This is a genomic window from Aliigemmobacter aestuarii (genome assembly GCF_004799285.1).
GTDB lineage: Bacteria > Pseudomonadota > Alphaproteobacteria > Rhodobacterales > Rhodobacteraceae > Aliigemmobacter > Aliigemmobacter aestuarii.
The window spans coordinates 1226631-1252732 of record NZ_SSND01000001.1 but is presented as its reverse complement, the minus strand read 5'-3'; the positions used below and the strand labels follow the sequence as shown (position 1 = coordinate 1252732).

Below are 26102 nucleotides of genomic sequence, written 5' to 3'. Positions count from 1 at the left end.
GCGTGAAACTGCGACAAATTAGTCAAACGATCAGTTTTTTGAGGCCTGATGGCCATGTGTGATGCGGGTGATTCGCACTTAACTGTTGATTCCGGATGTTGGAAAAGTGTTCATATGGGAAACAATAAGAATGCAGAGCAGTACAGGAAAACCGCAGATGTCTAGGATCGCCCTAGTGGACGACGACAGGAACATCCTGACGTCGGTCTCCATGACGCTTGAGGCCGAAGGCTTTGAGGTCGAGACTTATAATGATGGCCAGTCCGCACTGGATGCTTTCAACAGGCGCCTTCCGGATATGGCCGTTCTGGATATCAAGATGCCCCGCATGGACGGGATGGATCTGCTGCAGCGCCTGCGCCAGCGGACCACCATGCCGATCATCTTCCTGACCTCCAAGGATGACGAGATCGACGAGGTACTGGGCCTGCGCATGGGGGCCGACGACTATGTCAAGAAGCCCTTCAGCCAGCGGCTTCTGGTGGAACGCATCCGCGCGCTGCTGCGCCGCCAGGAGGCGATCACCACCGGCGAGGTCGGCACCACCGAAGAGAACAAGATCATGGAGCGCGGCCACCTGCGAATGGACCCGCTGCGCCATGCGGTGACATGGAAGGGCCAGGACGTGGCCCTGACGGTGACGGAATTCCTGCTGCTTCAGGCGCTTGCACAGCGTCCCGGCTTTGTGAAAAGCCGCGACCAGCTCATGGATGTGGCCTATGACGATCAGGTCTATGTCGACGACCGCACGATCGACAGCCACATCAAGCGCCTGCGCAAGAAGATGCGTTCGGTTGATGAAGAGTTCTCGGCGATCGAGACGCTCTATGGTATCGGTTACCGCTACAACGAAGAATGACGCCCGCGAATGACGGTGGCGACGCATCTGCACATGGAAGGTCCTGACACGCCCCGCAAGAGCGACGTGCTTCTGGGCGAAGACTGGGTTTCGCCCGACGCCATCGCCGATCACGAGCTGAGGGCACGCAAGGCACGGCCCCTGGTCGGGCTGAACCGGTCACCGCTGGCGCGCAAGATCGTCATCTTCAACATGATGGCGCTTGTCATCCTCGTGGCGGGGGTGCTGTTTCTCAATCCCTTCCGCGACAGCCTAGTATCGCTGCGTGAAAAGGCGCTGGAAACCGAAAGCCGCCTGATTGCGCAGGTGCTTCAGGCGCAGATGCCCGCAGCCGGTGGCGCGCTGGCCGCCGACGCTGCGACGGGCAGCACGAGGGGCGGTGCGACGGGGCTTGAACAGACGCTCGGCGCGCTTGATGTCGGGCCGGGCGTGCGTGTGTTCGTCTTCGATGCCAACGGGGCCACGCTGGCCGAGGTTGCGGGCGCGGTGCCTGCATCGGCCTCGGCCGAGGACAGCGACACCGTCATTTCCGATTTCCTGAACCTGATCTGGAACGCCGTCGCCGGGGTGTTGACGACCGGGCAGCAGAAGGCCGCGCCCGTCGATGACGAATCGATCGTCCGTGACCTTTATGCGCGGGCTATGGCCGGTGAAACCGCGTCGCGGCTGGTCAGCGAGGCCGAGGGCGGTTCGGTCTTTGCCGTGGCCACGCCGATCCGCCGGGGCGCCGATGTCCTGGGCGTGGTGGCCCTGGCTTCGGCGCAGGGCGACATCGACCGGCTGGTCAGCGAGGAACGCGAACAGATCCTTCAGATGTTCGTCATCGCGCTTCTGGTGTCGATCGGGCTGAGCCTCGTGCTGGCCTCCACCATCGCCAACCCGCTGTCCGACCTTGCCGCCGCCGCCGAACTTGGCCGCGACCGCGATGCGCGCAAGATGGCGCCGGGGCGCGTGCGGATTCCCGACCTGACCGCCCGCCCGGACGAGATCGGCCGACTTTCGGTTGCGATGCGGGGCATGGTCGCGGCGCTTTACGACAGGATCGACGCAAACGAACAATTCGCCGCCGACGTCTCGCACGAGATCAAGAACCCGCTGGCCAGCCTGCGGTCTGCGGTGGGGTCGCTGCGTTTCGTCAAGAAGGAAGAACAGCGCGAAAAGCTGCTGGACGTGATCGAACACGATGTGCGCCGCCTTGATCGACTGGTCAGCGACATTTCCAACGCCTCCCGGCTCGACAGCGAGCTGGTCAAGGAAGAGGAAGAGGAATTCAACCTGCTGAAGACGATCTCGAACCTGGGTGAATACCTGGGCCAGCAGGCATCCGAAAAGGGCGTGGAGTTCATCACCGACCTGCCGCGCGAACCGATCCTGATCCGCGGGCTGGAAGCGCGGCTGGCGCAGGTCTTCGTCAACCTGATCACCAACGCGATTTCCTTCTGCGAGGAAGGCGATGCCGTTCGCGTCTGGGTCCGCAAGCGCGAAAACCGCGTGCTGGTTGTGGTCGAGGATACCGGTCCGGGCATCCCCGAACAGGCGCTGAGCAAGGTGTTCAAGCGATTCTATTCGGAACGGCCGCAGGGCGACTTCGGAAACCACTCGGGCCTTGGGCTTGCCATCTCGAAACAGATCATCGAAGCGCATGGCGGCGTGATCTGGGCCGAAAACATCCGCCCGACGCATGCCGACATCACCTCCGAACCGCTGGGCGCGCGGTTCGTTGTGGGCCTGCCGGTGTGACCGGCCCGGCGACCGCCGAAGACACGCTGATCCTGCATGCAACCACCGTTGCCGTCGAGGGGCGCGGGATGATCCTTATGGGGTCATCCGGTTCGGGCAAGTCATCCCTTGCGCTGCAGATGATGGCGCTTGGCGCCGATCTGGTGGCCGATGACCGCACCATCGTCGCGCGGCAGGGCGGCGCGCTGGTCGGCGCCTGCCCGCCTGCGCTGATCGGCCTGATCGAGGCGCGCGGCATCGGCCTCTTGCGTGCGCCGGGCGCCGGGCCTGCCATCCTTGCCCATGCGGTCGATCTGGACCGCAGCGAGACCGAAAGAATGCCGCCGCCGCGTCGGATTTCCTTTCTGGGCGTCGCCCTCGACCTTGTCCTGGGGCAGCAGACGCGCCATTTTCCCCATGCGTTGTATCATCTGCTGCGGCACGGGCGGGCAGATGGAATCGGCGGTTCGGCGGAGTAGGTGCCCTTGAGCGACCAACCAGACAAGGCAAGGATGCCGGGCAGCCCGAGGCAGGGCACGCAAGCGCAGGGCATGCAGAACATCGTGCTGGTGACAGGGCCATCCGGGGCCGGGCGGTCGACCACGATCCACGCGCTGGAAGACTTCGGTTACGAGGTGATCGACAATCTGCCGATCAGCCTGGTTCCGCGTCTGGTGGAAGGGCCACAGCCCCTGGGGCGTCCGGTCGCCCTGGGCCTTGACGTGCGCAACCGCGATTTCAATGCAACCGCCGTCATCGAACTGATCGACCGGCTCACGCGCGATCCCGCGGTGATGCTGGAAGTTCTCTACCTCGATTGCAGCCCGACGGAGCTGATCCGGCGCTATGCCCAGACGCGGCGTCGCCATCCGATGGCGCCCGGCGAGACGCCAGCCGAGGGGATCGAGCGCGAGATCGACATCCTTGCCCCGGTGCGGGCCCGTGCCGACCACCTGATCGACACGACAGAAATGTCGCCCCATGACCTGAAGGCCGAGATCGCCCGCTGGTTCCACCGCGATGGATCTGATCGCATGGCGGTGTCGGTCCAGTCCTTTTCCTACAAGCGGGGCCTGCCGCGCGGCGTCGATCTGGTCTTCGACTGCCGGTTCCTTGCAAATCCGCATTGGGTGGCCGGTCTGCGTGACAAGGATGGCCGCGATCCCGGCGTGCTGGAGCATATCGCCGCCGACCCGCATTTCGCGCCCTTCGTCCAGAAGGTGACCGACCTTCTGCTGTTCCTGCTGCCCGCGCAGCTGGACGAAGGCAAGGCCCATGTGGCCATCGCCTTCGGGTGTACCGGCGGGCAACACAGATCGGTTGCCGTAACGGAAATCGTGGGCAATGCGCTTGCAGAAAACGGTTGGACGGTGTCAAAAAGGCACAGGGAACTGGAACGCAGGACGGCCGCCGCGCCGCCTACGAAAGCGGGGTAGATCGGGGCGTGATCGGGATCGTGATCGTCGCACATGGCGGCCTTGCCCGCGAGTATCTGTCGGCTGTCGAACATGTGGTCGGCAAGCAGCAGGCCATTGTCGCCATCTCGATCGAAGACGACCATGACCGCGCCCTGAAACAGGCCGAGATCACCGCCGCCGCCGACTCCGTCGATCAGGGCGGGGGGGTTGTGGTTGTCACCGACATGTTCGGTGGATCGCCCTCGAACCTGTCGCTGCCGGCCTGTGCCGCGAAGAACCGGCGTATCCTTTACGGCGCGAACCTGCCGATGCTGATCAAGCTGGCCAAGTCGCGCGACATGGCGGTGCCCGATGCGGTGGCGCTGGCGCTGGACGCCGGGCGCAAATACATCAACTCGCTGGACCTTGGCGGGGGAATGAAGTGATTGAACGCAGCTTCAGCATCGTGAACGAAAAGGGCCTGCACGCCCGCGCCTCGGCAAAGTTCGTGGAATGCGTCGAGGCGCATGACGCCAGCGCCGAGGTTTCCAAGGACGGCATGACCGTTTCGGGCGACTCGATCATGGGGCTTTTGATGTTGGCGGCCTCGCGCGGGACCTCTATAGATGTGCGGACGACCGGGGCCGAGGCCGAAAAGCTGGCAGAAGCCCTGGGCGCGCTGATCGCCAACCGCTTTGGCGAGGACTACTGAACCAGCCTGGGCCCGAAAGGACCGTTCCGCGACGTGATGGAAAACCCCCAGATCGAGCGTTTCTCGGACGCGCCGGGGTTCCGTCCCTATGACAAGCGCCGCCTGTCCTATGCCAACACCTTCACCAGTCCGTGGAAGTCGAACACGATCCGGGTGATGGAATGGCTGACTGGCAAGGTCACGCTCCTGCGCCTGATCCGCAAGTTCGAAGCCAGCGAGAAGGTGACGGGGCAGGCCTTCTTCACCAAGGCGCTGGCGACGATGGGCATCGGGCTGAACACGCCGGAAAGCCAGATCGCCAACATCCCCGCCACCGGCCCGGTGATCGTGGTGGCCAACCATCCGCATGGCCTGGTCGATGGGATGATCCTGGCCGATCTGATCGGCCGTGTCAGGACGGATTACAAGATCCTGACGCGGTCCCTTCTGACCGGCATCGAGGAGATTGCCGAGTTCATGATCCCCGTGCCGTTCCAGCACGAGGAAAACGCGCTTCAGCAAAGCCTCGAGATGCGCAAGCAGGCGATGGATCATCTGGCCGCCGGCGGGGTGGTGGTGCTGTTTCCCTCGGGCGCGGTGGCCAATGCCGAAACCTGGTTCGGCCCGGCCATCGAAAAGGAATGGCACCCGTTCACCGCCAAGATGATCCTGAAATCGGGCGCGGCGGTGGTGCCGGTCTATTTCCCCGGCCAGAACAGCCGTGCCTACCAGATCGCGGCACAGATTTCGCCGACCCTGCGGCAGGGGCTTTTGCTGCACGAGGTGGTGCATGCGCTGAACCGGCCCCAGGCCCCGGTCGTGGGCGCGCCGCTTGCGCCCGAGGTGATCGCGGACTGGGCGACCGACCCGCGCGGGTTCATGGAATGGCTGCGCGAACAGACCTTGTCCCTGCGCGCCGACTGACCGCTGATCAGCGCGTCGGCACCGGGGTTTCCCCGCGATAATCGTAGAAGCCTCGCTGGGTTTTCCGCCCCAGCCAACCGGCCTCCACATATTTCGTCAGAAGCGGGCAGGGGCGATATTTCGTATCCGCCAGGCCGTCATGCAGCACGTTCATGATCGCAAGGCAGGTGTCCAGCCCGATGAAATCAGCCAGCTCCAGCGGCCCCATCGGATGGTTCGCCCCCAGTTTCAGCGATTCGTCGATCGACTTGACCGAGCCCACGCCTTCGTAAAGCGTATAGACCGCCTCGTTGATCATCGGCATCAGGATGCGGTTCACGATGAAGGCGGGGAAGTCCTCGGCGCTGGCGGCCGTCTTGCCCAGCTTTTCCACCACGCCCAGCAGGGTCTTGTAGGTTTCCTCGTCCGTGGCGATGCCCCGGATCAGTTCGACCAGTTGCATCACCGGCACCGGGTTCATGAAATGGAATCCCATGAACTTTTCCGGCCGGTCCGTGCGGCTGGCCAGCCGCGTGATCGAGATCGACGAGGTGTTCGAGGTCAGGATCGTCGAAGGTTTCAGATGCGGCAGCAGGTCTTCGAAGATCGCCTGCTTCACCGTTTCGCGTTCGGTCGCGGCCTCGATGACCAGATCGGTCGGCCCCAGATCGGCCAGTCTCAGCGTGGTGCGGATGCGCGCCATCGCGGCGGCCTTGTCCTCGGCGCTGACCTTTCCGCGGGACACCTGCCGTTCGATGTTGCGGTCGATCAGGGCCACCGCCTTGTCGAGGCTGTCCTGGCTGATGTCGTTCAGCAGCACGTCATAGCCCGCAAGCGCGAAGACATGGGCGATGCCGTTGCCCATCTGACCTGCGCCCACAATCCCAACCGTCTGAATAGCCATTCTCGCCACCTTCCTTGTCCGCGCTGACCATATGCCCCGGCAGGGGCGATGTGCAAGGCTGGCGCGCCTTCCTGCTGTGGTGAAAATTTTCCGAGAACCCAAGGTTTAGCGGTTTGGAAAGCCTTTGCCGTCACGATCCGTTCCGGGTGAGAATTCAGGGTGGGTGCGATGGCCTATGCAGTTCAGGGCGACTATGCCCTTGATTACTATCCCTGCCGCTATGGCAGGTCGAAGATCCTGTTCCGCGGGCCGCGGCGGGATCTTTCCTTTCCTTTCATTGCCGTTCTTGGCGGAACGGAAACCTATGGAAAGCACATTTCCATGCCCTATCCGGCGCTGATCGAGGAACGGACCGGGCTCAGGATGGTCAACCTCGGCTATCCAAACGCGGGGATCGACCTTTATCTGGGCGAACCCGAGGTGGCCCGGATCCTGGCCGCAGCCCGGGTGACAGTCGTGATGATCATGGGGGCGCAGAACCTGTCGAACCGGTTCTATTCCGTCCATCCGCGCCGGAACGACCGGTTCCTGAAGGCGTCATCCCTGCTTCAGACGATCTATCGCGAAGTGGACTTCACCGAATTCCACTTCACTCGCCACATGCTGCAGACCCTGCAGGCGGTATCGCCCGCGAAATTCGCGGTGATGGCGGATGAATTGCGTTGGGCCTGGGTTGCACGGATGACCGCGCTTCTTGACCAGGCGGGTGGGAAAACGGTGCTGGTCTGGCTGGCCGATGATCCGCCCCCCGCGCCCGGACCGGCCGACCTTTCCCGTGACCCCCTGCTGATCGACCGGTCCATGCTGACGGCCCTGCGCGCAAAGGCCACGGCCTATGTCGAGGTGATCCCCAGCAGCGCGGCGCTGCGCGACAGCCCGCCCGAGATGGTGCCGGGGCCTTTCGACAGCCTGCCCGTGCGGGGATTGCCCGGTCCGGCGGTGCATGAGGAACTGGCCGCCGCGCTTGGCCCGGTGTTGGAACGGATTTACGAGGCCGAATGAAAAAGGGGCACCCCGAAGGGTGCCCCTTTCAACGCCTTGCGTCACCGGCCTTACAGCTTTTCGATGAGTTCCGGGACGGCGGTGAAGAGGTCTGCGACCAGGCCATAGTCGGCGACCTGGAAGATCGGGGCCTCTTCGTCCTTGTTGATGGCGACGATGACCTTCGAATCCTTCATCCCCGCGAGGTGCTGGATCGCGCCCGAGATGCCGACCGCGACATAGAGGTTCGGTGCCACGACCTTGCCGGTCTGGCCAACCTGCCAGTCGTTCGGGGCATAGCCCGAATCGACCGCCGCGCGCGAGGCGCCGACGGCCGCGTTCAGCTTGTCGGCCAGTTTCTCGATCAGCGCGAAGTCGGCTTCCGAACCCACGCCGCGCCCGCCGGACACGACGATCCCGGCGCTGGTCAGTTCCGGCCGGTCCGAGGCCGCCACCTTGTCCTCGACCCAGGAGGACAGGCCCTGCGCGGTCTCGCCCGAGATCTTTTCGACCGCGGCCGATCCGCCTGCGCCCACGGCGGCGAAATTCGCCGTCCGCACGGTGAAGACCTTCACCTTGTCACCCGACTTGACGGTCTGGATCGCGTTGCCGGCATAGATCGGGCGTTCAAAGGTTTCGGCATCGATCACCGCCGTCACATCGGTCAGGACCATGACGTCCAGAAGGGCCGCCACGCGCGGCAGCACGTTCTTGGCCGCCGCCGTCGCCGGGGCCGCGATATGGCTGTAGCCCCCCGCCAGGCCCGCGACCAGCGCCGCCGTCGCCTCGGCCATGCCGTGGCAATAGTCGTGCCCTTCGGCGAACAGCACCTTCGACACGCCCGCAAGCGTCGCCGCCTCGGCTGCCGCCGCATCGCCGCCCTGGCCTGCGACCAGCACATGCACGTCACCCAGCGATTTCACCGCGTCCAGCGTCTTGGCCAGCGCATCGGTCGCCAGTTGCCCGTTGTTCACATCGGCAAGAAGAAGAACGGCCATCTCAGATCACCCCCGCTTCGTCTTTCAGTTTCGCGATCAGTTCGTCGACCGAGCCGACCTTCACGCCCGCCTTGCGACCGGCGGGTTCGGTGGTCTTGACCACCGTCAGCCGGGGGCTGACGTCCACGCCGTAATCGGCGGGCGTCTTGGTGGCCAGCGGCTTAGACTTGGCCTTCATGATGTTCGGCAGCGACGCATAGCGCGGCTCGTTCAGGCGCAGGTCCACGGTCACGACCGCGGGCAGCGCCACGCTGATCGTCTGCAACCCGCCGTCCACCTCGCGCGTGACGGTGGCCTTGTCGCCCTCGACCGCCAGCTCGCTGGCGAAGGTCGCCTGCGACCAGCCCAGAAGCGCGGCCAGCATCTGGCCGGTGGCGTTCATGTCGTTGTCGATCGCCTGCTTGCCCGCGAGGACGATGCCGGGGGCCTCTTCCTTCACCACGCCGGCCAGAAGCTTGGCCACGGCCAGGGGCTCGATGTCGGTGTGCACATCCGCCGCGGCTTCGATCAGGATCGCGCGGTCCGCGCCCATCGCCAGCGCCGTGCGCAGCGTTTCCTGCGATTGCTTCACGCCGATGGAAACCACGACAACCTCGGTCGCGACGCCCTTCTCCTTCAGACGGATCGCCTCTTCCACGGCAATCTCGTCGAACGGGTTCATCGACATCTTCACATTCGCCAGATCGACACCCGATCCGTCCGCCTTAACACGGACCTTCACGTTGTAGTCGATCACACGTTTGACAGGCACGAGGACCTTCATCCGCAAATCTCCTTACATCCGGCCCCGCGTGCGGGGCCCATCCCAAGCTCTCCGCCGCGTTGTTAGCCCGTCCGGCACGTCGGCAACAGTGAAAAATCGACGCGCCGTGTCGTTCGGACGCCACGTTTTCCGTCAGTGACCGCCCATGCGCCGCAATGCAGCGGACGTTGCGTCATCTGTCGGGGCGCAGAGCCGCGAATCGCCGGCACCTTAGCGTGTCAGGCCGGGCACCCACAGAACATCGGCGCTGCCCTCGTCATTGGCGATACGGCCCGCGACGAAGAACCAGTCGGACAGCCGGTTGAGGTATTTCACCGCCTCGGGATTGACCTCTTCCATGGTGGCAAGTTCGACCACGCAGCGTTCGGCGCGGCGGCTGACGGTGCGGCAGAGGTGCAGATGCGCGGCCAGTGCCGATCCGCCCGGCAGGATGAAACTGCGCAGTGGTGTCAGGCGCGCGTTCATCGCGTCGATTTCCGATTCGAGTCGCGCCACCTGGCCTGCGATCACGCGCAGCGGCGGGTATTCCGCGGTGGCATCCTTGTGCAGGTCCGGATTGCACAGGTCCGCTCCCAGATCGAACAGGTCGTTCGAGATCCGGGCGAGCGCGGCATCGAAATCCCCGGTTGCATGCAGGCGCGCAAGGCCGACGGTGGCGTTGGTCTCATCGACCGTGCCATAGGCGGCCACCCTGTTGGAATGCTTGGCTACCCTTGCCCCGTTGCCCAGGGCGGTTTCGCCGGCGTCGCCGGTCTTGGTGTAGATCTTCGACAGAACGACCATGTCTTACCCCTTGGACCGCAGCCAGGCGAAGGCCACGATGATGATCACCACGACCGCCTGCGCGATGATGCGATAGCGCATGATCCGGTTGGCGTGCTTGCGGTTGAAGTCACCCCCTTTGGCGAAACCGCCGATGCCGACCATCAGGATGGCCAGAACGACGAAGGCCCCGAAGGCGCCCATCAGGAACAGCGGATCGTCTAGCAGCATCGGGAGCTCCTTTCGTGTCTGCCCTTCATCTAGCGGGCCTGACGGAAAAAGCGAATGGTCTTCTGCGCGCCGTGCTGTCAGCCTTTCGCGATCAGCCAGTCCAGCGCGCGGGTCGGCAGCACGCGGCGCGCGAGGTTCATCAGATGCGTCGGCGTGGTCACGAAATAGCGCGCCGCTGGGCGCGGGCTTTCCAGCGCATGGATCAGCCTGGCCGTCACCGCCGAGGCCGGAAGTTCGAACCGGTCCGGCCCGCGGCTTTTGTAAAGACGGTCCAGCAGGCCGCGATATTCATCGGCGCGGGCAGAGTTTTCCCAGTCGATCCATTTCTCGAAATGCGGGATGGCGTTTTCGCGGATCCGGCTGGTGATCGGGCCGGGTTCGATCAGGATCACGTCGATGCCGGTGCCCCGCATCTCGATCCGCAGGACGTCCGTCAGCCCCTCCATCGCGAATTTGGTCGAGACATAGGCGCCGCGCCATTGCAGGGCGACAAGCCCGAGGACCGAGGAACAGTTGACGATGCGGCCATGCCCCTGGCTGCGCATCGTGGGGATCACCCGGCGCGTCAGGTCGTGATAGCCGAACAGGTTGACCTCGAAGATCTCGCGAAGGGCGCCGCGCGGCAGGTCCTCGACCGCGCCGGGGCAGGCGAAGGCGCCGTTGTTGAACAGTGCGTCCAGGGTTCCGCCGGTGCGTGACAGGGCTTCGTCGACTGCGGCGGAGATACTGGCTTCGTCGGCATAATCCAGCACGAAACTTTCCAGCCCCTCGCCTTCAAGGCGCGCGCAATCCGCTTCCTGCCGGCAAGTGGCAAAGACCCGCCAGCCGCGTGCCTTCAATCCATGCGCGGCGTCAAGGCCGATGCCCGAGGAACACCCGGTGATGAGGATGCTTTTCTGCCGTGTCATGCCTGCCTGCTGCGGTTTTCCGTCTTGCATATGGGCTTACGGAGCTTGCGGCAGGACGGCAACCGAAGATCGCGTCAGTTCGTGGCCGGTTCGGGGGTGAGGAAGCTCATCGAGACATAGCCCTCGATCCCGTCACCCTCGACCAGGATGCGCGCCCAGCCGTTGGCCTCTTCCCAGACGACCAGCGCGGTATCGCCGCGCACAAGCTTGCCCACGACGCTGTATTCGGTCGACGGCCCTTCGCGCACGTTCACGGCGCGGGCGTTCACGGTGAAGATTCTGGCGCCATCTGCATCGCCGACGGGGTCCGCGGTAACCGGTTCCGCGATGACAGTAAAGGACGGATCGGGCGCCCTGAGCTGGACGACACGGGGCGAGGTCTGGACGGGTTCGGGGGGCGTGTAGGCGATGGCCGTCGGGTCAAGTCCCGTGTCCTGCGCAGCGGTATCGGGAACGGCGGTATCGGGTGCGTCGGCAAGAGCCAGGGCCACGGATCCGGCGGCAGCGTCCGGTGCGGGGGCAGGCAGAGTCGGCGAGCTGGCGGCCATCAGGCCGGGCCGCATCTGGCCGTAGTCGCGACCGCCGATCAAAAGCGTCACGAACATTGCCGCGCAAAGCAGGACCGTAAGCCTAATCATCACACCACCTGAATCACCACAACGTGAACGTGTTTACCACAACCCGGTCAGGGTCACAGAGGAAAAAGCCCTCGAAATTTCCCCCTTTGCCCGCGTGCCTGCAATTCCGGCTGGACCGATGCCTTCGGTCAAACTACACAACATCCATGACGACAGAGCCTGACGACCCCAAGATCGAGCAAGCCACAAGCGCCGAACCGCTGAGCCGTGCCATCGGAGAGCGCTATCTGACCTATGCGCTGTCCACGATCATGCACCGCGCGCTGCCCGATGCGCGCGACGGTCTGAAGCCGGTTCACCGGCGAATCCTCTATGCCATGCGCGAGCTTCGGCTGTCCTCGACCGGGGGTTTCAGGAAATCGGCCAAGATCTCGGGCGATGTGATGGGCAACTATCACCCGCATGGCGATGCCGCGATCTATGACGCGATGGCGCGTCTGGCGCAGGATTTCAACGTGCGCTACCCGCTGGTCGACGGGCAGGGCAACTTCGGCAATATCGACGGCGACAATCCCGCCGCCAGCCGCTACACCGAGGCCCGCCTGACCGCCATCGCCGAAACCCTGATGGAGGGGCTGGCGGAAAACGCGGTGGACTTCCGGCCGAACTATGATGGCACGCTGGAAGAACCCGTGGTCATGCCGGCGGCCTTCCCGAACCTTCTGGCGAACGGGTCGTCGGGGATCGCGGTGGGGATGGCCACCAACATCCCGCCGCACAACCTGCACGAACTGATCGACGCCTGTCAGGTGCTGCTGAAGGCGCCCGACACGCCCGATGATGCGCTGGTGGATATCATCCCCGGCCCGGATTTCCCGACCGGCGGCGTGATCGTCGAACCGAAGGACAGCATCCGCGACGCCTATCGGACAGGCCGCGGCGCCTTCCGCATACGCGCGAAATGGGCGGTCGAGGATCTTGGTCGCGGCCAGTGGCAGATCGTCGTGACCGAGATCCCCTATCAGGTGCAGAAATCCAAGCTGATCGAACGGCTGGCCGAACTGATCCAGTTGAAGAAGGTCCCGCTCTTGGCCGATGTGCGCGACGAAAGCGCCGAGGATGTGCGCATCGTTCTGGAACCCCGCGCGCGCACGGTTGAACCCGACGTCCTGATGGGGGCGCTGTTCCGCAATTCCGATCTGGAAACTCGGTTCAGCCTGAACATGAACGTGCTGATCGACGGACGCGTGCCCAAGGTGTGCAGCCTTAAAGAGGTGCTGCGCGCCTTCCTCGACCATCGCCGCGACGTGCTTTTGCGCCGCACCGGGCACCGGATCGAGAAGATCGACAACCGGCTGGAGATCCTGGAAGGGTTCATCATCACCTTCCTCAACCTCGACCGGGTGATCGACATCATCCGTTATGACGACGATCCCAAGCGGGCGCTCATGGCCGAGGACTGGGGCAAGCCGCATCTCCGGGCGGCGTCAGAGAAGGATTACGTCCCGCCGCCGATGGATGGCGAAGGCGAACTGACCGAGGTGCAGGCCGAAGCGATCCTCAATATGCGGCTGCGGTCGCTGCGCAAGCTTGAGGAAATGGAACTGATCCGCGAGCGCGACGCGCTAATGGCCGAACGCGCCGAGCTGGACGATCTTCTGGCCGACCCGCGCCTGCAATGGAAGCGCATCGGCAAGGATCTGGCCGAGATCCAGAAGCAGTTCGGCAAATCCACGCCCACGGGCGCCCGCCGCACGACCTTTGCCGACGCGGGCGAGGTCGAGGAAGTGCCGTTCGAGGCGATGATCGAACGCGAGCCGATCACCGTTATCTGTTCCAGGATGGGCTGGATCCGCGCGATGAAGGGGCACGTGCCGCTCGACTCCGAGGTCAAGTTCAAGGACGGCGACGAGGGGCGGTTCATCTTCCATGCCGAAACCACCGACCGCATCCTTCTGCTGGGGGCGAACGGGCGGTTCTACACGCTTCTGGGCGCCAACCTGCCGGGTGGGCGCGGCATGGGCGAACCCGTCCGCCTGATGGTCGATCTGCCGAACGACAGCGAGATCGTCGAACTGATGATCCACCGCCCCGGCGACCGGCTTCTGATCGCCTCGACCGCCGGGGACGGCTTTGTCGTGCCGTCGGACGAGGTTGTTGCCCAGACCCGCGCGGGCAAGCAGGTGCTGACCGTCAAGGATGGCGTCAGGGCCGCGCTGGTCCGGCCGGTCAAGGGCGATACCGTTGCCGTCGTCGGCGACAACCGCAAGCTTCTGGTCTTCCCCCTGTCGGAACTGCCCGAAATGGCCAAGGGCAAGGGCGTCCGGCTCCAGAAGTACAAGGACGGCGGCCTGTCGGACGCCACGACCTTCGTTCTGGCCGAGGGGCTGGCCTGGAAGGATCCGGCCGGACGCACGCGGCTGGAACCCGACCTGTCCGAATGGCAGGCCGCGCGTGCCAGCGCGGGCCGGATGGCGCCAAGGGGGTTCCCACGGGACAACAGATTCACCTGATCGAAACGGGCGGAGATTTCGAGTAATGATTGAAACGGGTTCATTCGAGAAGGCGACCTACGCGGGCAAGGGCGGGCCCCTGTTCCGGCTTGCGCTTGCCACCAACCTGCTGACCGTGCTGACGCTCGGGATCTACCGGTTCTGGGGCAAGACGCGCATCCGCCGGTTCATCTGGTCGGCGACCCGTTTTCAGGGCGATGCCTTCGAATACACTGGCACCGGGCTTGAGAAATTCCTGGGATTCCTGGTCGCGATGGTCTTTCTGGCCGTCTATCTGGGCATCGTGAACCTCTTGCTGTTCTTCGCCGGAATCCGCTTCGTGCTGGAACCGACGACCGAGGCCGAACTCACCATGCAGAGCACGGTCATCTTCGTCTCGTTCCTGGCGCTTCTGCCTTGGATGTTCTTCGCCGAATACCGGTCGCGCCGCTACAAGTTGGCGCGGACACGGTTCCGGGGGATCCGCTTCGGGATGGAATCGCAGGCCCTTGGCTATGTGCTGAGGGCATTGGGACATACGCTGCTTACAACCGTCACGCTTGGGCTTTTGCTGCCGCGCCAGACCTTCGGGCTGGCGAAATACATGACCGACCGCAGCTATTACGGCGACGCGCGCTTCGTCCAGTCGGGGCGCTGGACCGCCCTTTATGGCGCGATGAAGCATGTCTTCATCGGGGCAGTCATCGTGATCGCGGCGATCGTCATGACCTTTGTCATGGCCGGGATGAACCCGTCGGACCCGGCGGGGATGACACCCTGGGCGATCCTGCCGGTGGTCTTCGGCTATGTCTGGCTGCTGATCGGGTTTGTCTATTACCGCGTGCAGAGCTTTGCCTACCTGATGTCGAACACGACCCTCGAAGGCGAGGTGCTGTTTGCTTCCAACCCGTCATTGAAGACGATCCTGACAAAGGTGATCGTCGGCACCATCCTTCTGGTCATCGCGGCGGCGGTGGTCCTGCTGGGCTACGGCCTGATCGTTGCGGGGCTGTTTGCCAGCCTGGGCGAGGGTGCCGAGGACATCGGCATCGTGCGCCTGGTGATCATCGCGGGGCTTTACCTGCTGCTTCTGGCGGCGCTTTCTGCCGGGGCGCTGGCCCTGATCACCCATCCCGTCATCGCCCATATCGTCGCGACCTCGTCGGTGGCCAATGCCGAGGCCCTGTCGCGGGTGCGTCAGCGCGCCTTCGACAAGGGCGCTGATGCTGACGGGTTCGCCGACGCGCTGGATATCGGCGGGGCGATCTGATGTCCGCCCCCGCCCCAGTCGAGGCGGTCTTCTTCGACGGGCACAGCGCACGGCGCCACATGCTGCGCGTCCGCCCGACCGACGACGGCGCGGGCCTTGCCCTTCTGGCCGAAGGGGCCGAGGCCGAGGTCGTCTGGCCGCTTTCCCATGTCCGGCGCCTGCCGGGCGAGGCGGATCGCGGGATGCTCACACTGACGTTGCACCACGATACCGGCGATGAAACGCCCCGCGATCCGGCGCGTCTTGTGCTGGGTGACGCGCAAATGATCGCCTGGGTTCTGGCGTATGCGCCCGCGCTAGACCGGCGCGACCTGCGCCGGGGCACGGCGCGCCGGGTGGTCACGCGCCTTGCCGCTGCGGCGGCGGCCTTCTGCGTCCTGTTCTTCGTGCTGCTGCCCCGGCTTGCGCTGTTCCTGGCCGATCGCATCCCGCCCGAAACCGAGGTGGTACTGGGCCAGTCCGTCAAGCAGCAGATCGAATGGCTGCTGACAGTGGACGGAGAACAGCGCGCGCTGACCTGCACCGGTGCCGAAGGGGCCGAGGCGCTTGCCATCATGCGCGACCGGCTGACGATCGGGCTGGATCTGCCCTATCCCGTCGATCTGGTGGTCTTCGATCACGCGATGGTCAACGCCTTTGCCGCGCCGGGCGGGCATGTGGTGATCCTGCGTGGCCTTCTGGACGAGGCAGAGACGCCCGAGGAAGTGGCGGGTGTGCTTGCGCATGAACTGGGCCATGTTGCGGCACGCGATCCGCTTCGCGCGGCGATGCGGTCGGCCGGCACGGCGGGGCTTCTGTCGATCGTGCTGGGTGATTTCACCGGGGCCGCGCTGATTGCGGTGATGGGCGAACATGTGATGAACGCCGCCTACAGTCGCGAGGCCGAAACCGCCGCCGACGGCTTCGCCCACGATCTTCTGCGCACCGCGCAGGTGGACATCGCCGGGCTTGCGGATTTCTTCGACCGTCTGGACAGGGACGGTACGGGCCTTCCGGAATACATCGCGACCCATCCGCAGACCGCAGGCCGGGCCGATGCCGCGCGTGGCGAGGCGTCGGATCAGGGCGTGACCCGCCCGGTTCTGAGCGGGGCGGAATGGATGGCGCTTAGATCGATCTGCGAAGGCTGACCGGAGCGGCGATAAGGTTTGACCGCGCCTGTCGCGTTCCCTAACCTTTCCCGGCATTTGATCGAAGGAGACTGCCGTGGCCCGTTTTGTATTTCGCTCCTACAGCACGACCGAGGGTGTCGAGGTCAATCCGCTGACCGTGAGTAATCTGTTCGACTATGAAAACATCCGCATCACCTCGACCGAGGTCCGCCTGTTCGACAGTTCGTCGAGCTATGCCTCTTTCATCGGGCGGAACATCACCTCGATCACGGTCGATGGCGAACCCTTCCCCATCGGCGGAACGCTGACAGGCCTGCGTGTGCAGGAAGGCAGCCGCACGCTGGTCGAGGTTTCGGGCTGGGCCATCGACATCCGCAGTTTTGCCGAGAACGTGGACGCGGGCAACTTCCGCGCGGTGCTGAACCAGATGGTCGGCGGCAATGACACGATGATCGGGACGGTCGCCGCAGACTTTCTTTTCACCGGGGCGGGGCGCGACGTGATCGCGGCGGGCGGCGGGTCCGACCGGGCCGAGGGCGGCATCGGCAATGACCGTATCGACGGTCAGGGCGGCAACGACCAGCTTCTGGGGCAGGGTGGCGCAGATAAGCTTTTCGGCCGGGCCGGCGGCGATACCCTCCGGGGCGGGGCTGGCAATGACGTGCTTACCGGCGGAAGCGGCGCGGATGCCCTGTTTGGCGGAGGGGGCAACGATGTCTTCGTCTTCGGAACCCGTGACGGGCTGAACGACCGGATCATGGATTTCACCGAAGGACAGGACCGCATCCGCGTGTCTGCCCCGGGCCTTGACTTCGGTGACATCATTATCAGGGATTCCGGGTCTGACAATGTCATCGTCCGGATCGGGAACACCCGCGTCCTTGTGATGGACGGGCAGGACGTGGCCTGGGACGCGGGCGATTTCATATTCGCCTGACCGGCCGGGGGTGGCCCGGCAAGTCTTTCAGACCGGGTCGACCTTCAGCCAGACGCCACCTTCGGGGCGCAGCGTCAGGATCATCACGGGGCGCGGGTCGCGCCCCGGCACGGCGGAAAATCGGAACCGCGCCAGCAGGGTCGAAAGGATGATGACCGCCTCCTGCAGTGCGAAATTCGCGCCGATGCAGATCCGCGGACCATCGCCGAAGGGCAGGTAGGCAAACCGTTCCACCGCCTTCGGGTCGGCGAAGCGCCCCGGCTCGAACGCATCGGGCCGGTCCCACAGGGCGTGATGGCGGTGCAGCGCATAGATCGGCAGGATAACGGTATCCCCCGGCAGGACGTCCCGCCCGCACAGCACGTCGCGTGCCTGTGCGGTGCGCGACAGGAACGCGGCGGGGGGATAAAGCCGCAACGCCTCGTCCACGATCTGCCGGGTAAGGGGCAGGCGGGCCACATCGGCGGCGGTGGCCGCGCGGCCATCCAGAACCGCCCGCGCCTCGGCACGGGCGGCCTCCTGCACCTCGGGGGAAAAGGCGCAAAGGTAAAGCGACCAGGCCAGCGTCAGCGCGGTGGTTTCATGGCCTGCGACGATGAAGGTCAGCAGGTTGTCGCGCAGTTCGGCCGTCGTCATCCGGCGACCGGTCTTCGGGTCCTCGCCCTCCAGAAGCAGGTCCAGCAGATCGGGCAGGGGGCGCGCGTCCTCGGCCCGGCGGCGGTCGATCGCCTGATCGGCGACCTGTTTCATCTGGCGGAGCGTGGCGCCCGACATCACCCGCCCCGGCCTTGGCACCCAACCCGGCGCCCCGATGATGTCCAGAAGCGAGACCTTGGCGGTCTGGGCGATGTAGCCCTCGATCGCGCGGTGCACTGCGGCCCGGTCGAACCCCTCGCCCCCCGACAACGTCACGTCCGAGATCACCTCGAAGGTGGCTGTCACCATCTCGTCGAAGACATCTGCGGCGCGCCCGGCGGCGCGCGCGATCCGTTCCGACGCACGGTCGGCCGCGGCGGTCATTACCGGGGCGAGCGCGGCCACGTTGCGATGCGAAAAGACCGGGGCGGCGGTCCGCCTTTGCCACAGCCATTCGGCCCCCTCGGCGACGAACAGGCTGTCGCCGATCGCGGGTTCGAGGATCAGCTTGGTGACAACCGATTTCGGATAGTCCTCGACCCGGTCGCGCAGGATACGCTTCAGCGCGCCCGGCTCCATCACCATGTGCCAGCGCTTGCCTGTCCGACCCGAGATCATCGGCATCCGCGTGGCGATGTCGGGGATCAGTTCCAGTACGTTGCGACGCCCGGCGCGCAGTGTTCCGAATATGCCGAGAGGTTCCGTCGCAAGGGGCACGCGCACCGGCATGCGTGGTGGCGGGCGCGGTGCGATCGGGGCATGGTGGGTCACGGCTGCGATCCCTTCTGTTGCTGGCCATGATATAGGCCGCCGCCCGCTGCCGGCAAAGCCTGTGATCCGCCAACACGGTCTTGATTTTCCCGCTTTCACTGGATATGTGGCGCGCGATGCTGAACAGGGCCTTCTTCCGGGGGCCCCCCAACGATGAGGCGCCCGACCATGGCAAAGGCAAAGTTTGAACGGAATAAACCGCACGTGAACATTGGCACGATTGGCCACGTTGACCACGGGAAGACGACGCTGACGGCTGCGATCACGAAGTATTACGGGGAATTCCGTGCCTACGACCAGATTGACGGCGCGCCGGAAGAGCGTGCGCGGGGGATCACGATCTCGACGGCGCATGTGGAATACGAGACGGAAGCGCGTCACTACGCGCACGTCGACTGCCCCGGCCACGCGGACTATGTGAAGAACATGATCACGGGTGCGGCGCAGATGGACGGCGCGATCCTGGTTGTGGCCGCTTCGGACGGCCCGATGCCGCAGACGCGCGAGCACATCCTGCTGGGCCGTCAGGTGGGCATTCCCTACATCGTGGTCTACATGAACAAGGTTGACCTCGTGGATGACGAGGAACTGCTGGAACTGGTGGAGATGGAAGTGCGCGAGCTTCTGTCGTCCTACGAATATCCCGGCGACGACACCCCGATCATCAAGGGTTCGGCGCACAAGGCGATGATCGGCGAGGACCCGGAGATCGGCGAGAACTCGATCCGCGCGCTGATGAAGGCTGTGGACGAATACATCCCGACGCCGGCGCGTGCTGTCGACCAGCCGTTCCTGATGCCGATCGAGGACGTGTTCTCGATCTCGGGCCGCGGCACCGTTGTGACGGGCCGTGTGGAGCGTGGCGTGATCAACGTGGGCGACGAAGTCGAGATCGTGGGCATCCGCGACACGAAGAAGTCGGTCTGCACGGGCGTCGAGATGTTCCGCAAGCTTCTGGATCGCGGCGAGGCGGGCGACAACATCGGCGCGCTGCTGCGTGGCGTTGACCGTGACGGCGTGGAGCGCGGCCAGGTGCTGTGCAAGCCGGGTTCGGTGAAGCCGCACACGAAGTTCGAGGCCGAGGCCTACATCCTGACGAAGGAAGAAGGCGGCCGCCACACGCCGTTCTTCGCGAACTACCGTCCGCAGTTCTACTTCCGCACGACCGACGTGACGGGCACGGTGAAGCTGCCGGAAGGCACCGAGATGGTGATGCCGGGCGACAACCTGAAGTTCGAGGTGGAGCTGATCGCCCCGATCGCGATGGAAGAGAAGCTGCGCTTCGCCATCCGCGAAGGCGGCCGCACCGTCGGCGCAGGCGTCGTCTCGAAAATCATCGCGTAATCCGGTCTGACCGGAACGTGGAAAGGCCGTCCTTCGGGGCGGCCTTTCGCATTTCGGCCGGGCCGGGGTGACGCCGTTCCGCGCATGTGCTAGACACCGCCTGCAACCGATGGAGGAGACGATGGACAAGACCGCCTGAACCCGAATTCCCGAAATTCCGTTCAGAAGGACAGTCCATGCCGTTTCTCAACGCATCCGAAGCCCATCCCATGCGCTTTGCCGATGGTCGGCGCAATCCCTGCATCGCCCATCTTGCCCGCGTGATCGACCATCCGAATATCGTGGTCGGCCATCACACCTATGCCAACGATTTCGACCCGCCCGACGACTGGGCGGCGCGTCTGGCGCCCTACACCTATCCCGGTGCACCCGAGCGACTGGTGATCGGCCCCTTTGGCCAGATCGCGCATGGCGTGCGGTTCGTCACGGCCTCGGCCAACCATCCGATGGGGGGCTTCACCACCTATCCTTTCGCGATCTTCGATCCGGCCACCCTTCCACTGATCATGGACCAGCTGACCGGCCTGCCGGACACCGTGATCGGCCCCGACGTCTGGATCGGCCACGGCGCGCTGATCCTGCCGGGGGCCCGGCTGGGTGCCGGCGTGATCGTGGGCGCCGGGGCCGTGGTGGCGGGCGAAGTGCCGCCCTACACCATCGTCGCCGGCAACCCCGCGCGCCCGCTGCGCCGCCGGTTCCCGCCCAAGGTGGTGGAACGGCTGCTGGCGCTGGCCTGGTGGGACTGGCCGACAGAGCGCATCAGGGCGGCCCTGCCCGCGCTTTGCGGACAGGACATCGCCGCGCTTGAGGCGTGCTGAGACAGGACGGCCCCGGTGCTGCGCGCCGGGGATTTTCTTTTGCAGTTGAGGGGTTTTGCTTGTGCCTACAACTGTCGCGCGATAATCGCGCAGCAAGCGGTGACATCGCCCGATTGCCGGGGCGGTGATGATGGAGAGTGCAAGAGATGTTCAGTGTCCTTGTCGAAGGCAGCCTTTCCGAAATGATCGGGTCGGTCTACCGCGCCCTTGAGGCCGGCAGCAGTGGGAGCAACCTGCGCAGCGGCCCTGATGCCAACGAAGTGCGCCTTCAGGTTCCCCCTTATGATTACGTCGGCGTGGGGTTTCGCGGGCCGGATCTCGTGCTGGATTACCGCGGCGACGACATGATCACCGGCACATGGACCGAACTGCGGATCGAAAGCGTCCGGCCCGCTTCGAACGGCGGTATCGAGCGGGACGCGTATTTCGTCATCCGCGGCTTTTCGGCGGACCCGTCCGGGCTTTTGGGCTTTGTCGGCAGCGGTCTTGCGGGCGCGACCTACTGGCGCTTCGATGACGCCCCGCTGCGGGCCGCTCTCGACCCCGGTCAGTCAAGGATCACCGGGGGTGCCGGGGCAGACCTCATCGCACCGGTCAACATCGCCTTTCCGGGCATCCTTTCGCTGCGCGGTCAGGACACGATCCTTGGCGGCGGGGGCGACGACACGCTTCGGGGCGGTCGCGGGCGCGATCTTGTCGATGGCGGAACCGGTGCGGACCTCGTCCTGGGGCAGGGCGGCGATGACCGTCTGTCCGGCCGGGCCGGGGGTGACCTGCTGGCTGGCGGAACCGGGAACGACACCCTGTCAGGCGGCGATCATGCCGACCGTCTGGGCGGTGGCCAGGGAAGTGACCTGCTGTCGGGCGGGGGCGGCAAGGATACGCTCGACGGGATGGCAGGCGATGACGTCCTGGCCGGCGGCGCCGGGGCGGACCTGTTTGTCTTCCGCGCCCCCGGACATGACCGGGTCGAGGATTTTTCCGTCCTGCAGGATGCCTTTGCCATCGCCCCCCGCCTTGTCCCGGCAGAGGCGCGTGCCGATCTTGCGGCCTGGCTTGTCGCGCAGGGGGCCGTCACCGCCGAGGGCGTGCATATCGATCTGGGCCAGGGGATCAGCGTGCTGTTTGCCGGCGTGACCGACATGGAAACCCTGGCGGCCTCTGCCATTCTGGCCTGACAGCCCCCGCGCGGGCGGGAAATCGCGCAAGGCCCCGCGCAAGGCCCCTTGACGGCCCGGCGGCTCTGCCGTAACCCACGCCGCAGGCCTAGGGGTATAGCTCAGCTGGTAGAGCGACGGTCTCCAAAACCGTAGGTCGCGGGTTCGAGCCCTGCTGCCCCTGCCAGGCCGCTTCCAGACATCCGGATCGGGCCGTCCCGGCTTGCCGCTTGAAAAGTGCGGCCTTCGGGCGTATGTCCGCAGCCACGGAACAGAGGATACGACAGAGATGGCCAAGACCAACCCGCTTCAGTTCATCCAGCAAGCCCGCGGAGAGCTTGGCAAGGTCGTCTGGCCGACCCGGCGCGAGGTCGTGCTGACCACGATCATGGTCTTCCTCATGGCGGCCCTGACCGCCACGTTCTTCAGCCTGGTCGATCTGGGAATCCGGTCGGCGTTGACGGCGGTGCTGTCGTCTTTCGGCTGATTGGCCGAACAAGGCGCCGTTTGGGCTTGAATTTTCGGGTGCGGGGGGGTATCCCGCCCCTCAACTTCGGCAGAAATGGCGCGCGGCGATTCGGTCGCGCGCTGTTTTTTGTTCCGGAAAATGGCGGAAAATCCGCCAATAATGCGAATGGTTTCATGGGCTTGCCCGTGGAAGAACAGGATGGCGGCGAGCATGGCAAAGCGTTGGTATTCGGTGAGCGTTCTCTCGAACTTCGAGAAGCGGGTCGCCGAGCAGATCAAGCAGGCCGTGGCGGATGCGGGCCTCGAGGATGAGATCGGCGAGGTGCTGGTGCCCACCGAAGAGGTGATCGAGGTGCGCCGCGGCAAGAAGGTGACAAGCGAACGCCGCTTCATGCCGGGCTATGTGCTGGTCAACATGGAAATGACGAACCGCGGCTATCACCTGATTTCGTCGATCAACCGCGTGACGGGGTTCCTTGGCCCGCAGGGCAAGCCGATGCCGATGCGCGACGCCGAGGTGAACGCGATCCTGAACCGTGTCGAGGAGGGCGAGGCAGCGCCGCGCAACCTGATCCGCTTCGACATCGGCGAAAAGGTGAAGGTGACGGACGGACCCTTCGAGGGCTTCGACGGCATGGTCGAGGAAGTGGACGAAGGCGCAAGCCGCCTGAAGGTGTCGGTGTCGATCTTCGGCCGTCCGACGCCCGTGGAACTGGAATTCACGCAGGTCTCGAAAGGGGCCTGACGTGCATCGCGTGGGAGGCGAGCGCCGGGCGACCGCCCGGTGACGGACCGGACCACTAAACCTGCCACCCTCCGGGGCGGCACGAGTGACAAAGGAGAGGCCAAATGGCCAAGAAAATCATCGGCAGCCTCAAGCTGCAAGTGAAGGCGCAGCAGGCGAACCCGTCGCCCCCGGTTGGTCCGGCAATGGGTCAGCGCGGCCTGAACATCATGGCCTTCGTGAAGGAATTCAACGCGAAGACCGCCGAAATCCCGCCGGGCACGCCCACCCCGGTGATCATCACCTATTACCAGGACAAATCCTTCACGCTGGAAGTCAAGACGCCGCCGGCGTCCTACCTGCTGAAGAAGGCTGCGGGCCTGCCGGACGTGGGCAAGCGCAACCGCCCGAAGGGTTCGGCCAAGCCGGGCCGTGAGGTTGCCGGCACCGTGACCGTCGCGCAGATTCGCCAGATCGCCGAGACCAAGATGAAGGATCTCAATGCGATCGACATCGAAGGCGCGATGCAGATCATCCTTGGCTCGGCCAAGTCCTGCGGCATCGAAGTGAAGGGCTGAGATCATGGCAAAGCTTGGGAAGCGTACCCGCGCAGCGCGCGAAGCCTTCGTCGGCAAGGACAACCTGTCGGTCGAGGATGCCGTGAAGCTGATCAAGGCTTCGGCCTCGGCCAAGTTCGACGAGACGCTGGAAATCGCGATGAACCTCGGCGTCGATCCGCGCCATGCCGACCAGATGGTCCGTGGTGTGGTGCAACTGCCGAACGGCACCGGCAAGACGGTGCGCGTGGCGGTCTTTGCCCGCGGCGGCAAGGCCGATGAGGCCAAGGCGGCGGGTGCTGACATCGTCGGCGCCGAAGACCTGATGGAAACCATCCAGGGCGGCAAGATCGAATTCGACCGCTGCATCGCCACCCCGGACATGATGCCGCTGGTCGGCCGTCTGGGCAAGATCCTCGGCCCGCGCAACCTGATGCCGAACCCGAAGGTCGGCACGGTGACGATGGATGTCGCGGCGGCCGTCACGGCGGCCAAGGGCGGCGAAGTTCAGTTCAAGGTCGAAAAGGCCGGCGTGATCCACGCGGGCATCGGCAAGGTTTCCTTCGACGAAGCCAAGCTGGCCGAGAACGTCCGCGCCTTCGTGGAAGCCGTGTCCAAGGCCAAGCCGACGGGCGCCAAGGGCACCTACATGAAGAAGGTGTCGCTGTCCTCGACCATGGGCCCTGGCGTGAGCCTGGACCTGTCGTCGGCCACGTCGAACTGACGCAAGGGCGGGGGCGACCCCGCCGCACGAGTTTCCCTGCGGCGACGCAGGGAATGGCCGGGCGGAAACGCCCGGTCCTGTCCGAGACGGTGGGTGGTGCGCAAACACCTTAATTTCCTGCCTGAGATGGGGAACGAGACGCATTTCGCCTTCGGGTGATCCTGGCTCGGAACCATTACGGACCCGAACGCCCCATGCCGGAAGGCGCGGGGCAAACATGAGCCGGGGGGCAACCCCCAACCTTGGAGTGAAACTGTGGATAGAGCCCAGAAAGAGAAAGTGGTCGAGGAACTCGGCCAGATCTTCGAAAGCTCTGGCGTCGTGGTGGTTGCACACTACGCGGGTATCACGGTTGCACAGATGCAGGACCTGCGCGCGAAGATGCGCGAAGTTGGCGGGTCCGTCCGCGTTGCCAAGAACAAGCTCGCCAAGATCGCCCTTGAAGGGAAGCCCGCTGCGAAGATGGGTGACCTGCTCACGGGGATGACCGTTATGGCCTACTCGGAAGACCCCGTCGCTGCGGCGAAGGTCTGCGAGGCCTATGCCAAGGCGAACGACAAGTTCGTCATCGTTGGCGGGGCAATGGGCGATACGGTTCTGGACCAGGCCGGTGTCAAGGCCGTGGCCTCCATGCCGTCGCGCGAAGAGCTCATCGCTCAGATCGTGTCGTGCATCGGTGCGCCCGCGTCGAACATCGCCGGTGCCATTGGCGCGCCTGCTTCGAACATCGCAAGCATCCTGTCGACCATCGAGGAGAAGGCTGCGGCCTGATCCACGGATACGCGCGTGGGGTAGACCCCACCTCGTTGGAACCCATCTTTACGAACGGAAACGAAAATGACCGATCTGAACAAACTCGCCGAAGAAATCGTCGGCCTGACCCTCCTGCAGGCTCAGGAACTGAAGACCATCCTCAAGGACAAGTACGGCATCGAGCCGGCCGCCGGTGGCGCCGTCATGATGGCTGCTGCTCCGGGCGCTGGCGCTGCTGCCGCCGCCGAGGAAGAGAAGACCGAATTCGACGTCGTCCTGACCGACGCCGGTGCGAACAAGATCAACGTGATCAAGGAAGTCCGCACCATCACCGGTCTGGGCCTGAAGGAAGCCAAGGACCTCGTGGAAGCTGGCGGCAAGGTCAAGGAAGCTGCTCCGAAGGCTGAAGCCGAAGAGATCAAGAAGAAGCTCGAAGAGGCTGGCGCCAAGGTCGAGCTCAAGTAATCGCGCCGGGGTGGCGACACCCCGCGGGATTTTCTGGCTGGGTCCGAAGCAATTCGGGCCCAGCCACACGCGTCTTGGAAGGGCCTTGGGCCCTCCGGCATGTGCCGAGACCCTTCCAAGGTGCGGAAACAGGTTCGGGAGCGGTCCTTCGGGACGGGCCGCATGAATGGAACCATCCCC

General features: G+C 64.8%; 29 protein-coding genes and 1 tRNA gene. 22 read left to right on the top strand and 8 right to left on the bottom strand.

The features are described from left to right. The first annotated feature begins 157 nt into the window (after positions 1–157). The 7 genes from E7811_RS06110 (at position 158) to E7811_RS06080 (ending at position 5590) form a co-directional block, all read left to right on the top strand. On the top strand, positions 158–859 hold the full coding sequence (locus E7811_RS06110) for a response regulator transcription factor (protein WP_136393648.1): 702 nt from the start codon (positions 158–160) through the stop codon (positions 857–859). 9 nt (positions 860–868) lie between these two features. After that, positions 869–2599 (top strand): sensor histidine kinase, encoded by a 1731-nt coding sequence (locus tag E7811_RS06105; protein ID WP_136393647.1) that lies wholly within the window; start codon positions 869–871, stop codon positions 2597–2599. After that, entirely contained in the window at positions 2596–3057 is a 462-nt protein-coding gene (locus E7811_RS06100; protein WP_281277026.1) for an HPr kinase/phosphorylase, read from the top strand. The genes E7811_RS06105 and E7811_RS06100 overlap by 4 nt, the downstream gene beginning before the upstream one ends. Positions 3058–3129: 72 nt before the next feature. After that, the gene (gene rapZ / locus E7811_RS06095; RefSeq protein WP_246020301.1) at positions 3130–4014 is read left to right on the top strand and encodes an RNase adapter RapZ; all 885 of its coding nucleotides are present in this window, start codon (positions 3130–3132) and stop codon (positions 4012–4014) included. 8 nt (positions 4015–4022) lie between these two features. Then, a complete protein-coding gene (locus E7811_RS06090) occupies positions 4023–4421 on the top strand; it encodes a PTS sugar transporter subunit IIA (RefSeq protein WP_136393646.1) in 399 nt (132 codons plus the stop codon). Then, a complete protein-coding gene (locus tag E7811_RS06085; protein WP_136393645.1) occupies positions 4418–4687 on the top strand; it encodes an HPr family phosphocarrier protein in 270 nt (89 codons plus the stop codon). Before E7811_RS06090 ends, E7811_RS06085 begins: the two co-directional genes overlap by 4 nt. A gap of 36 nt (positions 4688–4723) precedes the next feature. Then, complete coding sequence (locus tag E7811_RS06080; RefSeq protein WP_136393644.1) at positions 4724–5590, top strand: lysophospholipid acyltransferase family protein; 867 nt, start codon at positions 4724–4726, stop codon at positions 5588–5590. Between the two features lie 7 nt (positions 5591–5597). Here E7811_RS06080 and E7811_RS06075 read toward each other — a convergent pair whose 3' ends face one another. Continuing rightward, entirely contained in the window at positions 5598–6473 is an 876-nt protein-coding gene (locus tag E7811_RS06075; RefSeq protein ID WP_136393643.1) for a 3-hydroxybutyryl-CoA dehydrogenase, read from the bottom strand. Between the two features lie 168 nt (positions 6474–6641). On the opposite strand from E7811_RS06075, the gene E7811_RS06070 reads away from it, so the two are divergent. Further along, a complete protein-coding gene (locus E7811_RS06070; RefSeq protein WP_136393642.1) occupies positions 6642–7475 on the top strand; it encodes a DUF6473 family protein in 834 nt (277 codons plus the stop codon). A gap of 50 nt (positions 7476–7525) precedes the next feature. Here E7811_RS06070 and E7811_RS06065 read toward each other — a convergent pair whose 3' ends face one another. The 6 genes from E7811_RS06065 to E7811_RS06040 form a co-directional block, all read right to left on the bottom strand. Further along, positions 7526–8452 (bottom strand): electron transfer flavoprotein subunit alpha/FixB family protein, encoded by a 927-nt coding sequence (locus E7811_RS06065; protein WP_136393641.1) that lies wholly within the window; start codon positions 8450–8452, stop codon positions 7526–7528. A gap of 1 nt (position 8453) precedes the next feature. Further along, positions 8454–9215 (bottom strand): electron transfer flavoprotein subunit beta/FixA family protein, encoded by a 762-nt coding sequence (locus E7811_RS06060; RefSeq protein ID WP_136393640.1) that lies wholly within the window; start codon positions 9213–9215, stop codon positions 8454–8456. Between the two features lie 210 nt (positions 9216–9425). Beyond that, positions 9426–9998 carry a cob(I)yrinic acid a,c-diamide adenosyltransferase gene (locus E7811_RS06055; protein ID WP_136393639.1) on the bottom strand — a complete coding sequence of 191 codons (573 nt, stop codon included), beginning with the start codon at positions 9996–9998 and terminating at the stop codon, positions 9426–9428. A gap of 3 nt (positions 9999–10001) precedes the next feature. Then, positions 10002–10205, bottom strand: coding sequence for a twin transmembrane helix small protein (locus E7811_RS06050; protein ID WP_136394254.1), 204 nt, complete (start codon positions 10203–10205; stop codon positions 10002–10004). 80 nt (positions 10206–10285) lie between these two features. Then, entirely contained in the window at positions 10286–11116 is an 831-nt protein-coding gene (locus tag E7811_RS06045) for an SDR family oxidoreductase (RefSeq protein WP_136393638.1), read from the bottom strand. Positions 11117–11190: 74 nt separating this feature from the next. Beyond that, positions 11191–11754: an SH3 domain-containing protein gene (locus tag E7811_RS06040; protein ID WP_136393637.1), complete on the bottom strand. Its 564-nt coding sequence runs from the start codon at positions 11752–11754 to the stop codon at positions 11191–11193. Between the two features lie 146 nt (positions 11755–11900). Here E7811_RS06040 and E7811_RS06035 point away from each other — a divergent pair, with 146 nt between their 5' ends. The 4 genes from E7811_RS06035 to E7811_RS06020 all read left to right on the top strand — a co-directional run bounded on the left by E7811_RS06035 (position 11901) and on the right by E7811_RS06020 (position 17505). Beyond that, the gene (locus E7811_RS06035; protein ID WP_136393636.1) at positions 11901–14207 is read left to right on the top strand and encodes a DNA topoisomerase IV subunit A; all 2307 of its coding nucleotides are present in this window, start codon (positions 11901–11903) and stop codon (positions 14205–14207) included. A 25-nt stretch (positions 14208–14232) separates the two neighbouring features. Continuing rightward, the gene (locus E7811_RS06030; protein ID WP_136393635.1) at positions 14233–15456 is read left to right on the top strand and encodes a DUF898 family protein; all 1224 of its coding nucleotides are present in this window, start codon (positions 14233–14235) and stop codon (positions 15454–15456) included. After that, entirely contained in the window at positions 15456–16586 is a 1131-nt protein-coding gene (locus E7811_RS06025) for a M48 family metallopeptidase (RefSeq protein WP_136393634.1), read from the top strand. Before E7811_RS06030 ends, E7811_RS06025 begins: the two co-directional genes overlap by 1 nt. 76 nt (positions 16587–16662) lie before the next feature. Further along, positions 16663–17505: a calcium-binding protein gene (locus E7811_RS06020; protein WP_136393633.1), complete on the top strand. Its 843-nt coding sequence runs from the start codon at positions 16663–16665 to the stop codon at positions 17503–17505. Positions 17506–17532: 27 nt separating this feature from the next. On the opposite strand, the gene E7811_RS06015 is transcribed toward E7811_RS06020, so the two are convergent. Beyond that, positions 17533–18912 (bottom strand): cytochrome P450, encoded by a 1380-nt coding sequence (locus E7811_RS06015; protein ID WP_394345598.1) that lies wholly within the window; start codon positions 18910–18912, stop codon positions 17533–17535. Between the two features lie 168 nt (positions 18913–19080). Between E7811_RS06015 and tuf the strand changes: the two genes are divergently transcribed. The 10 genes from tuf to rplL all read left to right on the top strand — a co-directional run bounded on the left by tuf (position 19081) and on the right by rplL (position 25922). After that, a complete protein-coding gene (tuf, locus tag E7811_RS06010) occupies positions 19081–20256 on the top strand; it encodes an elongation factor Tu (protein WP_136393615.1) in 1176 nt (391 codons plus the stop codon). A 176-nt stretch (positions 20257–20432) separates the two neighbouring features. Further along, positions 20433–21074: a CatB-related O-acetyltransferase gene (locus E7811_RS06005; RefSeq protein WP_136393632.1), complete on the top strand. Its 642-nt coding sequence runs from the start codon at positions 20433–20435 to the stop codon at positions 21072–21074. Between the two features lie 146 nt (positions 21075–21220). Continuing rightward, a complete protein-coding gene (locus tag E7811_RS06000; protein WP_136393631.1) occupies positions 21221–22252 on the top strand; it encodes a calcium-binding protein in 1032 nt (343 codons plus the stop codon). Between the two features lie 90 nt (positions 22253–22342). Then, positions 22343–22418, top strand: a tRNA-Trp gene (locus E7811_RS05995). 102 nt (positions 22419–22520) lie between these two features. Further along, entirely contained in the window at positions 22521–22718 is a 198-nt protein-coding gene (secE, locus tag E7811_RS05990) for a preprotein translocase subunit SecE (protein WP_136393630.1), read from the top strand. A gap of 192 nt (positions 22719–22910) precedes the next feature. Continuing rightward, entirely contained in the window at positions 22911–23444 is a 534-nt protein-coding gene (gene nusG, locus E7811_RS05985) for a transcription termination/antitermination protein NusG (RefSeq protein ID WP_136393629.1), read from the top strand. A gap of 104 nt (positions 23445–23548) precedes the next feature. Beyond that, positions 23549–24001 (top strand): 50S ribosomal protein L11, encoded by a 453-nt coding sequence (gene rplK, locus E7811_RS05980; RefSeq protein WP_136393628.1) that lies wholly within the window; start codon positions 23549–23551, stop codon positions 23999–24001. A gap of 4 nt (positions 24002–24005) precedes the next feature. Beyond that, a complete protein-coding gene (gene rplA, locus E7811_RS05975) occupies positions 24006–24704 on the top strand; it encodes a 50S ribosomal protein L1 (RefSeq protein WP_136393627.1) in 699 nt (232 codons plus the stop codon). A 255-nt stretch (positions 24705–24959) separates the two neighbouring features. Further along, complete coding sequence (gene rplJ / locus E7811_RS05970; RefSeq protein WP_136393626.1) at positions 24960–25475, top strand: 50S ribosomal protein L10; 516 nt, start codon at positions 24960–24962, stop codon at positions 25473–25475. Positions 25476–25541: 66 nt separating this feature from the next. After that, positions 25542–25922, top strand: a complete 381-nt coding sequence (rplL, locus tag E7811_RS05965) for a 50S ribosomal protein L7/L12 (RefSeq protein WP_136393625.1) — start codon at positions 25542–25544, stop codon at positions 25920–25922. Positions 25923–26102 lie beyond the last annotated feature (180 nt).

Coding starts and splice junctions, on each gene's coding strand:
- E7811_RS06110 (WP_136393648.1), top strand. CDS start 158: ATGTCTAGGATCGCCCTAGTGGACGACGACAGGAACATCCTGACGTCG.
- E7811_RS06105 (WP_136393647.1), top strand. CDS start 869: ATGACGGTGGCGACGCATCTGCACATGGAAGGTCCTGACACGCCCCGC.
- rapZ (WP_246020301.1), top strand. CDS start 3,130: ATGCAGAACATCGTGCTGGTGACAGGGCCATCCGGGGCCGGGCGGTCG.
- E7811_RS06080 (WP_136393644.1), top strand. CDS start 4,724: ATGGAAAACCCCCAGATCGAGCGTTTCTCGGACGCGCCGGGGTTCCGT.
- E7811_RS06075 (WP_136393643.1), bottom strand. CDS start 6,473: ATGGCTATTCAGACGGTTGGGATTGTGGGCGCAGGTCAGATGGGCAAC.
- E7811_RS06070 (WP_136393642.1), top strand. CDS start 6,642: ATGGCCTATGCAGTTCAGGGCGACTATGCCCTTGATTACTATCCCTGC.
- E7811_RS06065 (WP_136393641.1), bottom strand. CDS start 8,452: ATGGCCGTTCTTCTTCTTGCCGATGTGAACAACGGGCAACTGGCGACC.
- E7811_RS06060 (WP_136393640.1), bottom strand. CDS start 9,215: ATGAAGGTCCTCGTGCCTGTCAAACGTGTGATCGACTACAACGTGAAG.
- E7811_RS06055 (WP_136393639.1), bottom strand. CDS start 9,998: ATGGTCGTTCTGTCGAAGATCTACACCAAGACCGGCGACGCCGGCGAA.
- E7811_RS06045 (WP_136393638.1), bottom strand. CDS start 11,116: ATGACACGGCAGAAAAGCATCCTCATCACCGGGTGTTCCTCGGGCATC.
- E7811_RS06040 (WP_136393637.1), bottom strand. CDS start 11,754: ATGATTAGGCTTACGGTCCTGCTTTGCGCGGCAATGTTCGTGACGCTT.
- E7811_RS06035 (WP_136393636.1), top strand. CDS start 11,901: ATGACGACAGAGCCTGACGACCCCAAGATCGAGCAAGCCACAAGCGCC.
- E7811_RS06030 (WP_136393635.1), top strand. CDS start 14,233: ATGATTGAAACGGGTTCATTCGAGAAGGCGACCTACGCGGGCAAGGGC.
- E7811_RS06025 (WP_136393634.1), top strand. CDS start 15,456: ATGTCCGCCCCCGCCCCAGTCGAGGCGGTCTTCTTCGACGGGCACAGC.
- tuf (WP_136393615.1), top strand. CDS start 19,081: ATGGCAAAGGCAAAGTTTGAACGGAATAAACCGCACGTGAACATTGGC.
- E7811_RS06005 (WP_136393632.1), top strand. CDS start 20,433: ATGCCGTTTCTCAACGCATCCGAAGCCCATCCCATGCGCTTTGCCGAT.
- E7811_RS06000 (WP_136393631.1), top strand. CDS start 21,221: ATGTTCAGTGTCCTTGTCGAAGGCAGCCTTTCCGAAATGATCGGGTCG.
- secE (WP_136393630.1), top strand. CDS start 22,521: ATGGCCAAGACCAACCCGCTTCAGTTCATCCAGCAAGCCCGCGGAGAG.
- nusG (WP_136393629.1), top strand. CDS start 22,911: ATGGCAAAGCGTTGGTATTCGGTGAGCGTTCTCTCGAACTTCGAGAAG.
- rplK (WP_136393628.1), top strand. CDS start 23,549: ATGGCCAAGAAAATCATCGGCAGCCTCAAGCTGCAAGTGAAGGCGCAG.
- rplA (WP_136393627.1), top strand. CDS start 24,006: ATGGCAAAGCTTGGGAAGCGTACCCGCGCAGCGCGCGAAGCCTTCGTC.
- rplL (WP_136393625.1), top strand. CDS start 25,542: ATGACCGATCTGAACAAACTCGCCGAAGAAATCGTCGGCCTGACCCTC.